The sequence below is a fragment of the Faecalibacterium sp. DFI.5.82 genome, from assembly GCF_029076575.1.
Classification (GTDB): Bacteria; Bacillota; Clostridia; order Oscillospirales; family Ruminococcaceae; genus Faecalibacterium; species Faecalibacterium duncaniae.
This window is the reverse complement of the sequence record NZ_JARFIS010000003.1, coordinates 127,464-141,234: the sequence shown is the minus strand read 5'-3', so window position 1 is coordinate 141,234 and position 13,771 is coordinate 127,464. Positions and strand designations below refer to the sequence as shown.

8 protein-coding genes are annotated in these 13,771 nt (G+C 50.9%); 1 reads left to right on the top strand and 7 read right to left on the bottom strand.

Translation table 11 applies throughout. The features are described 5' to 3' along the window. Nucleotides 1–9: 9 nt before the first annotated feature. Genes pglX through P0G09_RS06315 form a run of 7 tightly spaced genes read right to left on the bottom strand, consistent with a single transcriptional unit; the run spans nucleotide 10 to nucleotide 10,175 of the window. A complete protein-coding gene (pglX, locus tag P0G09_RS06345) occupies nucleotides 10–3,774 on the bottom strand; it encodes a BREX-1 system adenine-specific DNA-methyltransferase PglX (RefSeq protein ID WP_342760521.1) in 3,765 nt (1,254 codons plus the stop codon). A gap of 12 nt (nucleotides 3,775–3,786) precedes the next feature. Next, complete coding sequence (locus P0G09_RS06340) at nucleotides 3,787–4,629, bottom strand: hypothetical protein (protein WP_275252238.1); 843 nt, start codon at nucleotides 4,627–4,629, stop codon at nucleotides 3,787–3,789. Beyond that, a complete protein-coding gene (locus P0G09_RS06335) occupies nucleotides 4,626–5,087 on the bottom strand; it encodes a hypothetical protein (RefSeq protein WP_275252237.1) in 462 nt (153 codons plus the stop codon). The genes P0G09_RS06340 and P0G09_RS06335 overlap by 4 nt, the downstream gene beginning before the upstream one ends. A gap of 7 nt (nucleotides 5,088–5,094) precedes the next feature. Next, entirely contained in the window at nucleotides 5,095–8,751 is a 3,657-nt protein-coding gene (brxC, locus tag P0G09_RS06330) for a BREX system P-loop protein BrxC (RefSeq protein ID WP_275252236.1), read from the bottom strand. A gap of 18 nt (nucleotides 8,752–8,769) precedes the next feature. After that, a complete protein-coding gene (locus P0G09_RS06325) occupies nucleotides 8,770–9,360 on the bottom strand; it encodes a DUF1788 domain-containing protein (protein ID WP_275252235.1) in 591 nt (196 codons plus the stop codon). A gap of 1 nt (nucleotide 9,361) precedes the next feature. Beyond that, nucleotides 9,362–9,937, bottom strand: a complete 576-nt coding sequence (locus P0G09_RS06320; RefSeq protein ID WP_341458142.1) for a DUF1819 family protein — start codon at nucleotides 9,935–9,937, stop codon at nucleotides 9,362–9,364. A gap of 10 nt (nucleotides 9,938–9,947) precedes the next feature. Further along, nucleotides 9,948–10,175: a DNA-binding protein gene (locus P0G09_RS06315; RefSeq protein ID WP_097782261.1), complete on the bottom strand. Its 228-nt coding sequence runs from the start codon at nucleotides 10,173–10,175 to the stop codon at nucleotides 9,948–9,950. Nucleotides 10,176–10,606: 431 nt separating this feature from the next. On the opposite strand from P0G09_RS06315, the gene P0G09_RS06310 reads away from it, so the two are divergent. Next, nucleotides 10,607–13,765 carry a DEAD/DEAH box helicase gene (locus P0G09_RS06310; RefSeq protein ID WP_275252234.1) on the top strand — a complete coding sequence of 1,053 codons (3,159 nt, stop codon included), beginning with the start codon at nucleotides 10,607–10,609 and terminating at the stop codon, nucleotides 13,763–13,765. Nucleotides 13,766–13,771 lie beyond the last annotated feature (6 nt).

The window sequence follows — 13,771 nt, the reverse complement described above, 5'->3', positions numbered from 1 at the left end:
AGTACTCCCTCATTTCTTCTCTTTCGCCATGATGTTCTTGCTATCGGCAAGCACCTCGTAGAACTTGCCATCGGCGGCGGTCTGGAGCTTGCGGTAGTTCACCTTTACGCCATCGTCCAAGTCCAGCGCAATGCGGGAAAGTGCCAGATGGCTGATCTTTTCGTCGTAGTCCCGGCACTCCTTCAACTGCTTGGTCAGCTTGTCCTTGCGCTTGGAGGCGGCAGCGGCTTCCCGAGCGTTGGTGGTGTGGTCCATCATGTCCTGCATCCGGTTGATCTCGGATTCGTACACACGCTGCATCTTGTGCAGGTAATCCACACGCAGGGTGCCGATGGTATCCGGGGTGTAGCGGTGGAGGTAGACCAGCGCCTTAAAGCCGTTCTGCTTGCCGCTGTCGAACAGCCAGTAAATAGGCCGTTTGCCGGAGCCGGTGACCGAGTAGGTCTGGCAGTGATCCTTGAAAAAGTCGTTCACAAAGTAGTTGCGGATGACCTCCCGGCTGGTGGTGCCCTTATTGCCCAGTGCCTTGGCAATGTAATCCAGGTTTGCTTCCATCGTGTCCGCACCGTACACCACCTTCAGCCAGTCGCACAGGCGGGCGACAATATCATCGTCCAGATATTCTTCATCGGTGATGGGAATAACATTATCTTTGTCCGGGAAGAACATCTCATCTACCACAACCCCTTCATTGCGGTATGCACACTCCAGTTCCTCTGCCGAAACCGTTCCGGGACGGTCATTCAGCTTGTCCACAAACGCCTGCAAAGAATACGGCTCCCCTGCAAAAAGCAAACCATCCTTATAAATAGAGTAGCGCCCAAACATACAGCCCACGGCATAGCTGAGCAGGCTCTTGATGTCTCGCTGCAAGTCTGCCTTACGCACGGTCACATCCTTATCTTCCACTTCTGGGGTCAGTTCATCCTGCAAACCGTAAATATCAATAAAAATGCGGTTCAGTTCTTCTTCGTTAGCTTTCAGCTTCTCAAAACGCAGGTAGCATTCATTGCTCCAATTCGTAAACGCTTCCTGAATCATATTCATATCAACGATATGATGCTTGGCATCTTCTTCCACTTCTTTGGGTGGGAAAGATTTGCAACGAACAAGGGGATGTGTCTTAAAATCCCAAGAGGTTTCAAAGGAATCCCAGTCTTCTTTGCAAATATATATATTATTTGTGACATTGCGCTTTATTGCGACGTTTTCAAAATATGTATCATTTATCGGCAAGGTTCCTATATTTCCTGACTGGAACGACATCGTCGGATTCAGCAGATTAAGAAAATAATTTCCAACGCAGGAATTTATGAGCGCAATAACATAATCGTATTCTTTATCCGAGACAAAACAGCTTGAACCTTTATCGTCAAATAGGTGACCGGGTTCAGAATAGCGACAAGAAATCGCTGACGATGTGAGGGTTGCCCATGTTATCGATTTTCTAAAATACAAGTACTCACTTCTAACACTTGCAATTCGACGACCTTTTTCTGTGGCGTTTTTTATTTCGTAACCATTTTTTTCCCACAAAACCACATAATCATTTAAGCCATACCATTTTCTATATCCGCCGCCCTTATTATACGGAAACCATTTTTTCTTAGATTCAAGCGCAGCTTTACTATCGGGACAGCCAAATCCAATTTTTTTGCTTTTAACCTCAGTCCAGAGTCTTAAAAATCTATCATTATCGCCGGTTGTCATTCCCGCTTTTGCCTGACCAAAAGCAGCTATCGGTTTTAATGTCATAAAATCGTTGAAAACTATTTCAGAAACCCAATACGCCACCGGCGCCCCCGGAATCTTTGCAAAATCATCCTGATTTGCGGTATAGCGGTTTTGTCCTGCAAGGAACACCTCCTCTTTTCCCTGCTGGGAAGTCGGCTCGATCAGGCGGCAATAGGTGCCTTTATAGCCCTCCACATGGTTTGCACAGCGCACAAAGGCGGTGGTCTGCACCACCTCACCGCCAATTTCCTCAAAGGCTCTTGCGCCCAGATGAGCCATGTTGACGGTTTCGGTCAGCATCATCTTTTCCCGAAGCTTTTCAAAGCTGGAAAGGAACATCCAACTATGCTGGGTGATCATTGCCTGATAGCCGTTGTCGGCAGTCATGGCACGGCAGCGTTCAATAAAGACAGCAAACAAGTCTGCCTTGCTGTCGGGGTAGTTCTTTTTGACAAAGTTGTTGACATTGGCGCTGAGGTTGCTGGTTCCGGCATAGGGGGGATTGGTGCAGGTGACCCAATACTTCCGTGCCATGGTCTCGCCAAGGTCGATGAGATTTTGCAGCTCCTCGGCGGTGTGTTCCACACCGGCACTTTCCAGCGTGATCTGCACCTCATCGTCAATGCCGCCCACAAACCGGCGCAACAAGTCCCAGTTATACTCCGGCACATTGAGGATGGAGCCGTACTCCTTGGCATCGGTGAGGATATCCAGCAGACCTTCCATCTGCATTTTGGCGGTGTTCTTTTCCAAGTCCGAAAGGCCCGCCCCAAAAAACTTGAGGTGAGCCCGGTTGATGGGGTTGCTTTCCTGAATGGCGTGGACGTGGCAGGTATTTTCGCCGTTGAGGATGCGGCGGTTGTACTGCCGTGCCTTCATCATCACAGCAAAATAGGCCAACTGATAGGCGCGGTCATCAATGTCCAGACCATAGAGGTTGTGTTCCAGAATACTCTTGGCGGCATCCCGCTGGCTGTAACCCACGCTTTCGTAGATCTGTATCAGCACGTCAAAGGCATAGACCAGAATATGCCCGGAACCCATGCAGGGGTCGATGAGGGTCAGGTCTTCCGGGCTCAGGGCGGCGTACTCCTTGCGGATCGTCGCCAGCTTTGCCTGCACCTCCGGCTCCTGCGGGGCTTCGTCCAGATAATACTTCCAGTTTTTCCGCAGGTCGCTGTCCGGGTGACCCTCTACCCACAGGCGGCCAAGGCTGTTTTCCACCATGTAGCGGACGATCCAGTCCGGGGTGAACAACTGGGTCACCGCCGGGATCTCCTCCTTGGTGATCTTGCCGTTCTTTTCAAAAGCAGCTTTCTTAGGCTCGGTGTTGTAGTACTGATACAGCCAGCCGATGATCTCCACCTGACCGCCCTGCTCGATGTTGAAGTCACTTTCCGGGATGTCGTGGGTCAGCTTGTACACCACGCCCTCCTGATCCACCACCGAAAGGTTCAGCAGGACCTCGGTGTAATCGGTGGTCTTTTCAAACAGACCGGGCAGGATTTTATTCAGTTCATTGCACTGCTTGATGAACAAAAAGCGGAACAGCTCGTCCAGCTTGTTGTCCTGCTTCCACTGGATGATCTGGGCTTCTTCCTCGGCGGTAAAGGGCAACTCGGCATCAAAGGGGGTGGTGACCAGATCCGGCTCCACCTTGCCGCTCTCGGAGGAAAGCACCCGCAGGTGGGAGGGCAGATAGTCGTTGACCTCCATGAACCGCACAGCGATCAGGCGGTTGAACCATGTATACGCCACTTCCTCCATGATGTACTGGTAGGCGGTGGCGTAATCGGTGTCGGCCTCCTTCTCCCGGATGGCGCTCACCAGCTGCCTCCGCTGCTTGATGGCCTCGCCTGCCACCAGATACGGCTCCGCTGCGCCGATATCGTAGAACTGGGCATCCAGCGTGCTCTGGGGCAGAGGATCTGCAATGCCCTTTTCAGTAATGCCCATCAGTCCGGCACGGTAGCAGATATCTGCGATCAGCTTGTTCCGCGCCCAGATGGCAAAGTTTTTAATGGCTGTTTTGTTCATCATTCCATCCTCATATTATAAGTTTCCGATAAACAGTTGTGCTTGTTGGATCAGTGCAGTCCAATCTTGGCTGGTAACCACTTTTGCTGCTACTGTAACTGCCACTTTCATGCCAAAATCGCTAAAGAATTTCTGAACGCCATTTAAGGCTTTCTGCATCCGGTTCTTTTTAGGTGTGGGAGACTGAATCTGCTCCTGCAATGATTCGAGATCATCCTTTACACTGTCCACTTCTTCAGTGTCAACATCCTTGATTGCAGGCAGGGATGAGATAATTTTTTCAATCAACCCGTTCAAATCTTCACCGGAGACACCATTCTGATTGCTTATCGCCATCGTGCCCTGACCCTGCTGGTAGAAAGAACCTGTTGAATTAGTGATAGTGTTATTCACAACAATTGTTGGCTGCGGCGTTCCCTGCATAATAATCATCCTCTTTTCAAGTTCTCCTACGACGTAATCCACCAAAGGTTCAACAACGTTTCTACAGAAATTCCGGATATAATCTTCTATTTTGTTGCTCCTACAATAGTAACCAAGTGCTTGCCTCTCAACATCTCTGTTTTCTTCGTTAATGATATACCACATATAATCATATATGGCTTTTATGTGCTGGTTACGATCTTCTGGAATCTTAACTTTCATCCATCCTATTCCCGAAGTAAAGCACTCATTAAAATCGTAATCCACATTATCGATCGCAGTATGCACAATTTCATGAATCGTAGGATTTTCCTCGATGTACTTCATCAACCGTACAAGGTTGACACTTGCGTTCTCTCGATTGCTATTCATCAGATTGCTCGAATAATCTCGAAAATCTTTGCTTGTTAGTTGAAGTTCTTGATATTCCGTCATGTGTTCACCCCACAATATGGGCAATATACCAGTGTATTGCCAGTAACATAAAGTACCTTTACATGATGCTTGCAGCTCTTACATTCAAAGGCTTCTTCCGTCCCCTCATGGCTATACAGTTCTGAAAGTTCCTTTTTCTTCAGAGGTTTATACGTCATTTTGATTATGCCATGATGCCCATTCATCGATTTGGCCATTTTTCCAAAAGCCTGATTAAATTGCTCTACTGCATAGTTGTGCACAATTTTCTCTGCCTGTTCTATTACCTCTTGCGGTAGGAATTCATCAGAGTCACTGTTCAGTCCACAGTATGGGCAATAGATTTTGTCCAATGTTCCTTCGTCATTCTTTACTTCATCAGCTCTCAAGCCAAACGATGAACCACAAAATGGGCACTCAAAGGTGACATATCCCTCTCTGTCACCTTCCATAGTTATATCAAATGAAATTTCTGACATATACACCTCACAGTTCCACATTCACGATGGAATCATCCGCGATCTCTTTCAGCAGGTTTTCCCGCAGGGCAGACAGGTACTTGTCCACATCGGCTGCATTTTCCAGCCGCCAGGACGCTGCCCGTGCCACCGTTTTGATAGAGAGATTCTTGGTGGTACGCACCTTGACGGCAGGCTGCTGGACCTTCGGCTGCGACACGGTGACGGTCTCGCCACGCTTGCGGGCTTCCTCTGCCAGACGCTTCTGTTCTGCTTCTGCCTGTGCAAGTGCCTGCTGTGCCAAGCGGTTGTCCTCGGCTACCATTTCGTCCAGCAGGCGGATCTTCAGCGCATCGGACTTATCCTGATAGCTGCGCAGCACCGACACATTGTTGCAGTGCACGGCACCGTCCAGCAGCTCCTCGAACCGCTCCATGTAACCACTGTGCTTTGCGTCCTTGTAGGGCTTGTCGTTCAACACCTCCAGCACACGGTTGCGGTCGTCCTTGATGGCCTTTACCACCGGTGCAGACTCCTCTTCCAGAATCTCGTTGTACAGGGTCATGAACTTTTCCCGCAGCTCCGGCAGCTTGGGGATCTCACGGTAGGGTGCTTTCATGGACACGATGCTGCGCATCTGCCGGACAACATCTTCCAGTGCGGTGTTCACGATATAGGTCTTGCTGTCATCGTAAATGCCCAGCATATCCAGTGCACGGCGGAAGATCTGCTCCTGCTCGCTGTTGGGGCTGAAGAATTTCTGCACCGGCTCAAAATCCTCGCCAAAATCCAGCAGCTCGTCCTGCCCATCGCTGACTTCCTTGAAAAACTCCAGCGGAGCGTTGATCTGCAGCAGGCTGCTCATCAGCTTTTTGCCCTCGGCAAGGACCTGCCTGCCGGGGTAGGCGTAAAGCTGATACCGGGGCTCCAGACGGTCGATGGAGGTGATGGTGCGCTCGCAGTAGTGCCGGAACTCGGTCATCATGGTGTCCTCGTCCTCTGCCGTGGGCAGCACGTTGAACAGCTCCTTCATAATGGTGCGGACAGCCTTTTTCTGCTTCTCCGGCACCCGGACACGGACCTCCATCAGCAGCTTGTCCACAAACTGCTTTTTGGTGATGTAGCCCACAAGCTCTTCCTCGGTGCGGTTGTTGGCGTTCACGCTTTCGCCGTTCACCGTAAAGGCAAGGTCGCCCCGTTTGAACAGCCGCGCCACCAGCCACTGCACATCGTCCTCCACAAAGCCGTAGGGAGCTTTCATGAACCGATCCTTGATGGTTTTCATGGAGGTCTTCATGTGCATCCGAGAGTTGCCGCCGATAAATTGCAGAACGTCATCCAGCGCATGGACATTTGCCTCAGAGCTGTCCTCCAAGGTGAGGGAGAGCTGGTTGCTGCTGCGGAACAGCTTGCGGATGTCGGTCTCGCCCATGGGGGCGGTAATGTAGGACAGTTTATGGTAGACCGTCTGCACCAGACGACCGATTGCCTCGTTGATGCGGCTGTTCACTTCCTTGCCGGAGGTACGCAGCACATCGCCGTTTACATAGATGGTAGCATCTTTCAGTGCCTCGGTCAGGTAGAGCTTGGCGTTGCTGTTGCGCTCCCGCATCTCCACTCGCTTTGCTTCCTTGATGGCCTCGTATTTTGCAAGCTGCACCGAGGTGTTTTTGCGCAGGAAGCGCTCGATCTTCAGGTAGGCGCGCATTTCGGTCAGGAAAGAATCATCGTTGGGCAGTGCCACCAGCACTTCCTTGCCCTGCCCGGAGATCATCCGCAGGGTAGAGTCCTCCACGCCGCCCTCATACCACGGGGTCAGCACACGTAGCCCGATATCGTAGCTTTGATTTGCCTTGTAGGGGCGGTCATCCACCATCTGGTTGAACGGGAAGGTGTATCGTCCGCCGAATGCCGGATACTGGTACTTTTTGCTGGGGAAGATGTCCTCAAAGATCATCTCAGCGATCTTCGTGATGACTTCCGGCATCTCCACGTTTTCTTTTTCGATCTCGTTGTTGATCTCCTGCTCTTCATCGGTCAGGAACACATAAACGCTGCCGTTTTTCTGGATCAGCATCTGGCGCATCAGCACCTTCAGGGCTTCCTCTACCTCTGCTTTCAGAGCAAGGCGGTCATCGTCGATGTTGGAGATCATCAGGCTGGTGATGTTGTCCACATTTGCCTCGATCTCCACCACATATTTGATCAGGAACAGGGTCTTCAGCACGTTGATGGCAAAGACGTCCTTTTCCTTCTTTTCCGGGTTAATGTAGCTGTTATCGTAGGCACGAATGATCACACTGCTGTGGCTGTGATCAAGGAAGTTTTCCAGTGCATCGTAGAATTTATGGAACGGTACGATGGCACCGGTTTCTTCGTTCATGAGCTGCATGGCAGACTCTTTGAACAGTGCCAGCATAGAGCGCTCACCCTCGGACAGATGCTTACCGGATGCACCGTGGGTACGGATGCTGGTCAGCACACTTGCCAGAAGGTTGAACTGATAGGGCACAAAGGGGTACACCTCTGCAAAATCCTCCGCATTGGCATACAGCTTTTTCTCCACACCGTCGTTGAAAACAATGAGGTTCTTGATGATGGTACCCTTCTGGTCGTAGATCAACCGCAGGCTCTGGGCTGCGGTGTCAGTCTTTTCCAGAATACGTTTTTTGATAACGGCATCCACGTTTGCGGAAGACAGAGACAGACGGGTATCAAAGCGACCCTGAATCTTGGAGAAATCGTTGCCCTTCACCTTGGTGATGGAGTCGATATCCTGCTGAGAGGTCACAATGACCCACGCCTTGCCCTGACATTCCTTGCCCAGTTCCTCGGTCACAGTCTGGAGGTTCAGCATCAGCTTGGAGTCATCGCCGATATACTGACCGATCTCATCCACCAGAAAGACAACATGGTGGTTGCTGCCCTTCTTATCCAGATAAGCCTTCACACGCTTGGCAAAGTCCTCGATGCTGATCTGATAGGGCTCCGTTGCCTTTTCGCACCAGTTGCGGGCTGCGGGCTCGCTCATAAAGCCCATTTCCACAAGGACAGCCACAACTTTATCCTGAATAAAATCAAATTCGTGTCGAGACTCTTCCCATGAATGACCGTGCTTTTCTAAAAATCTCTTTTTGAATTCCTTCAAACGTCCTTCTTCTGTAAGGTGGCGTTCCAAATCCGCAAGATAAGGTATTGACCCGCAGAAGCCCTGCATTTCATTGAAAACTTTCAAGAATACATTGACAATAGCATCCTTATTTTCTTTTCCATCAGATTCACTCTTGGAATCAATGTTGAACAGAATTACATCCGTTGGCGTGTCTTCTGCCAGCTTCATATCTGCCAGAACCATCTGGTTTGTGATCTTTTTATCGTCGATGAAAAAATCCAGTGCGTGCTTGTCGCCCACCTGCTTGTTTTCCAGCAGATAGGACAGGATCTTCAGAAAGTGAGATTTACCGCTTCCAAAGAAGCCGGAGATCCATACGCCCATTTTCGGCGTGGTGCCCAGAATACCTTTTTTATAAGCCGCAAAAAAATCCGCAAAGTGCCGCTGCAGTTCACGAGTCACCACATACTCTTCCAGTTCCTGTGCAACATTGGTCTCTGCGCCCTGACCGACTACGATAACACCCTGAAGTTCACGGTCGATCTCCTTACGGAACATCTCCTTGATCTGCATAGCTACTATATCCTCCCTTTATTTCACCAGCCGGAATGCCCGGTAATAGTTATCGTCCTTGATCTCGTTGAACAAGATCAGTTCCTGTTCGTTGTAGGTGCCCGGAAAGAACATTACGACCGGGCAGCGGACAAATGCCTGATGCAGGTTGTTCAAAACCTTATGGGACCGCAAAATCGGATAGCACTTTCCGATACCCGTCAAAAACACGATGGCGTTCTCCGGCGTATGTTCCTTGATATACTGCACGATGAGGCTGTCGTTGTCATTGATCTTCATGGCGTTGGTAACCGCTTTGGTGATCCGCTCCATCCCGTTTTTCTTTTCAAGGTCATAACACTTTTCCAAAAAGCGCTTCTTCTCCAGAAAATCAATGATGACATCGTAGAGATCAAATACCACCAGATCAAAGTCATCATCGCCACGGGCATTTTTGCCTTTCATATACTCGATTCGAGCACGAACTTCCAGCTCTTTTTCCGGTGGATAGTCGAAAACCCAGTAGTTCACCTCGTTGGCTCTGCCGGTTCCTTTGCGGAAGGACGTTTTCCGGATTGCCGCTTCCATCTCATCCAGCCGGTCGCTCAGGCATCCATTCACAGTTTCCATCTTATCTTACCCCCGTAAGCGCATTGACCATAATGGCATATCCATTGTCTTGCAGCCAGCGTTCCAGCGCAATGTCCAAAATCGGGCGCAGGATCTTGCGTGAGCTGCCCTTGTTTCCGTCCAGCATTCCTGCCTCGTAGAGCTGCGTTTTGTATGCCGCTCCCAGCCGATGCAGCGTGTAGTCCTGAAAGGCTGCTACTTTCTCGCTTTGCGCCTGCTTGTCCTTGAAGAACACCCGAATGTCCGCATCAGTCAGTTCGTCCACTCCAAGGATCATCTTTTCCCGCACAACTTCGTACACAAAGTCAAAGAAAAGCGTATCGTGTGCAAGTGCTGCTACCAGCGCAAACATCTTCTGCGTTGCAATATCGCTGCTCAGGAAAACCGGGTAAAAGCTGGGGTCCAGCATCTTTATGCGCGCCGTAACGGTAGAGTAGATCATCTGTGCCCGTGCCTTTGTGGATGCGCTGTAAATATTCTCTTGCTCGTTTAGCAGTTTTATTTCCGAAAAGCTCTTGCCCTCTGCCAGCAACTGGACCGTTTTCCGAAACTCAATAAACCAGAATGAAAATTTCACGGCTCCTGCACTATATGGTTTTCTGTTCATCTATATCTTCTCCATTTTCATTCTTCGATTTAATGTATTTTCCGCTCTTTACTCTAGCATCTTTTGGTTTTGGAGCATCTGCAGGAATGATCCACTGGTGCCCAACACGCTGTGCTCCTTCGATGCGGCCTTCTGTACACAAGGTCTGCACTCGTCTTGCACAAATGCCCCATTTTTCAGAGATTTGTTTAATTGATACGTATTCCATAGTAACCCTCAACATCGTTCATTCACGGATGGTGGCGGTCTATAACAAACCATTTTTATTTTACTCCAACAAACGAACGAAATCAATGCAAAGGTCTTACAAATCTCGGAATGGTTTTTTATGTCAAATACACCTTTCCCACTCGTTCAACAATAAGCGTGGAGTCTCTTTTCAAGGTTCCGCTCCTATTGTTCGAAATATAAATGCTGTTGTTTTCTTCCCGATAACGTTCATGTTTAACTAGAGCTAAAATTGGCTGAATACCGACTGAAAGGATGCATTGTTGTGGCAAACTGCGCAAGGCTGACATCATGCGAGTCGTCACCCTGATCTAAGTGGTAGAGAATCGCAAAGCATATCTCATACCCTCGATCATTGAATATTCTTCTAACGGGCGCTATAATAAAAGAAAACGGTAAGGAAGTGCATCTATGCTCTACCCCGGACTGTACGAACAGGTCATCAACAACGCACTGAACCGCGAGCTTGCAGAGATTCCGGAAGCCCGCAAGTCCACTGCGCCCATCGACACAGCGGAGGCTGCCAAGGTACTGGCGCAGTATCTGACCGACGTGGTGCAGAAGGGTCTTGAGAACGTGCAGGATAACGGCGGCGGCATCGAGGCGCAGATCCAGCTGGCAAATCAGATCGTGACTACCATCCAAAACACCACACAGGAAGCTGACTTTTCCGCGCTTAATGTTGACCAGCGGGCAGAGCAGCTTCTTGCGCTTTTGCAGCAGAATGACCCGCGCCTTGCTACAGGAAAAAGCGCAAAGGACCTTGACCGCCCGGAGACCTCCATTGCGCAAAGCTCCCTGTTTACCGGCGCTATCCATGAGCCGCAAATGTACACGGAGCTGAAAAAGGAGATCGTTTCCGCCGACCGCATTGATATGCTGGTCTCCTTTATCAAGTGGAGCGGCTTGCGCCTCATCATGGACGAGCTGCGGCAGTTTGCGCAAAGCGGCGGTGAGCTGCGCATCATCACCACCTCATATATGGGCGCTACGGACGTGAAAGCCATTGAGGAGCTGCGCGCGCTGCCCAATACGAAGATCAAGGTCAGCTACGACACTAAGCGTACCCGGCTCCACGCAAAGACCTATGTGTTTTACCGGGACACCGGTTTTACTACGGCGTATGTAGGCTCCTCCAACCTGTCCAATGCGGCAATTTCCAGCGGTCTGGAATGGAACGTCAAGGTGACCCGAAAGGACCTGCCGGAGACCATTGAAAAGATCGCAGCCACCTTTGAAAGCTATTGGAACTCCAGCGAGTTTGAATATTACGATGAAGGGCAGCGGGAGCGGCTGACCCGCGCCCTGAAAGCCGAAAAATACAGCGAAACCGACCACAGCGGAATCTACACCCTGGATATTCTGCCCTATTCCTACCAGCAGGAAATTCTGGACCGACTGGATGCCGAGCGCACCGTTCGGGGTTACAACCGCAACTTGGTAGTCGCCGCTACCGGCACCGGTAAAACCGTGATCTCCGCACTGGATTACAAGCGCTTCTGCAGGCAGCATCCGGGGCAGCCCTGCCGACTACTGTTTGTGGCACACCGGGAGGAGATCCTGAAGCAGAGCCTGTACACCTTCCGGGCGGTGCTGAAGGATGCCAATTTCGGCGAACTGTATGTGGGTAGCCACAAAGCCGACAGCATCGACCATCTGTTTGTTTCCATCCAGACCTTCAATTCTCAAGAGCTTGCCGCTAAAACGGCAGCGGATTTTTACGATTACATCGTTGTAGACGAGTTCCACCATGCAGCTGCACCCACTTATCAGAAGCTGCTGGAATATTATCAGCCGAAGATCCTTCTGGGGCTGACTGCTACCCCGGAACGTATGGACGGCAAAAGCGTTCTGGACTATTTCGGCGGACGCATTGCCGCCGAGATCCGTCTGCCGGAAGCGATCAACCGGAAACTGCTCTGCCCCTTCCAATATTTCGGCGTCACCGACACCGCAGATCTGAGCAGTCTGAAATGGCGTACCGGCGGCTACGACAAAAACGAGTTGTCCAACCTGTACACCCTCAGCGGCATGGTGGCGGAGCGCCGCGCTGACCTTGTGGTGAACTCCATCCTGAAATATGTCACCGATATCGACGAGGTAAAGGGTCTGGGCTTCTGCGTTTCCATTGCTCATGCCCAATTTATGGCGCGCTACTTTAATACCCGCGGCATTCCATCTATGGCACTGACCGGCGATTCTCCTGACGAGGAGCGCAATGCCGCCAAACAGCGGCTGGTTTCCGGGGAGCTCCGTTTCCTCTTTGTGGTGGACATTTACAACGAAGGCGTGGATATCCCCGAGGTGAACACTGTGCTGTTCCTGCGTCCTACCGAGTCGCTGACCGTGTTTTTGCAGCAGCTGGGGCGCGGCTTACGTCTGGCAGAAAACAAGGATTGCCTGACCGTTCTGGATTTCATCGGACAGGCCAATAAAAAGTATAATTTTGAGGAGAAATTCGCAGCACTGCTCTCAAATACCACCCGCAGCGTCAGCCGGGAGCTCAAGGAGGGCTTTGTCTCTGCGCCTAAGGGCTGCTACATTCAGTTGGAGAAAATTGCTGCAAAGTATGTGCTGGATAATATCAGCGCCTCCTATGACCGCACCTCCGGGCTTGTGGCACGGGCGACTGCCTTCACGGAGGATACCGGTCTGCCCCTGACACTGGGGAACTTCCTCGACTACTATCATCTTGACCCGCGTGCAATTTACAGCAAAAAGGTCTGCTTCAGCAGACTGTGCGTCCGCGCAGGGGCGGCATCCGATTTTGCAGAACCTTTGGAAGAAACTATGACCAAAGCCCTTGCCCGCTTTGCGGTCGTGGATTCCCGCAGGTGGATCCGTTTTTTGCTGGGGCTTCTGCCGAAATTGGACAACACCGACTTTGCGGCTCTATCGCCAGTAGAGAAGCGGATGCTGCAGATGTTCTATGTGACCCTTTGGGGTAAGACCGCAGAAAGCTGGGAGGATGAAGAAGTTCTCGATAACCTGTATGCTCTCTCGGACAGTCCCGTTTTGCTGGGGGAACTGCAGGCACTTTTGCAGTATCAATATGACCGCATTGATTTTATCGACGAGCCGGTGGGTGTGGGCTTTGATTGTCCGCTGGACCTGCACTGCACCTATACCCGCGACCAACTGCTGGTGGCGCTGGACTGTTTGAAGCCTGCTACCGTCCGCGAGGGCGTGAAGTGGCTGCCGGAAAAGCAGCTGGACGTATTCTTTGTGACCCTGAACAAAGCGGACAAGGATTACTCGCCCACCACCATGTACAAGGATTATTCCATCAACGAGAGCCTGTTCCACTGGCAGAGCCAGAGCACCACCGCCGAAAACTCTGCCACCGGGCAGCGCTACATCCATCACCGTGCAAAGGGAAGCCGGGTGCTGCTGTTCGTGCGTGAGTTCAAGGCAGATGCCCGTTTTGGCGGTGCAGGAGCGTATACCTATCTGGGCACGGTGAACTATGTGAAGCATGAGGGCTCCCGTCCCATGAATATCACATGGAAGCTGGACCGCCCGATCCCTGCAAAGTTCCTCAAAAAGACCAACAAATTGATCGTGGGGTAACATACT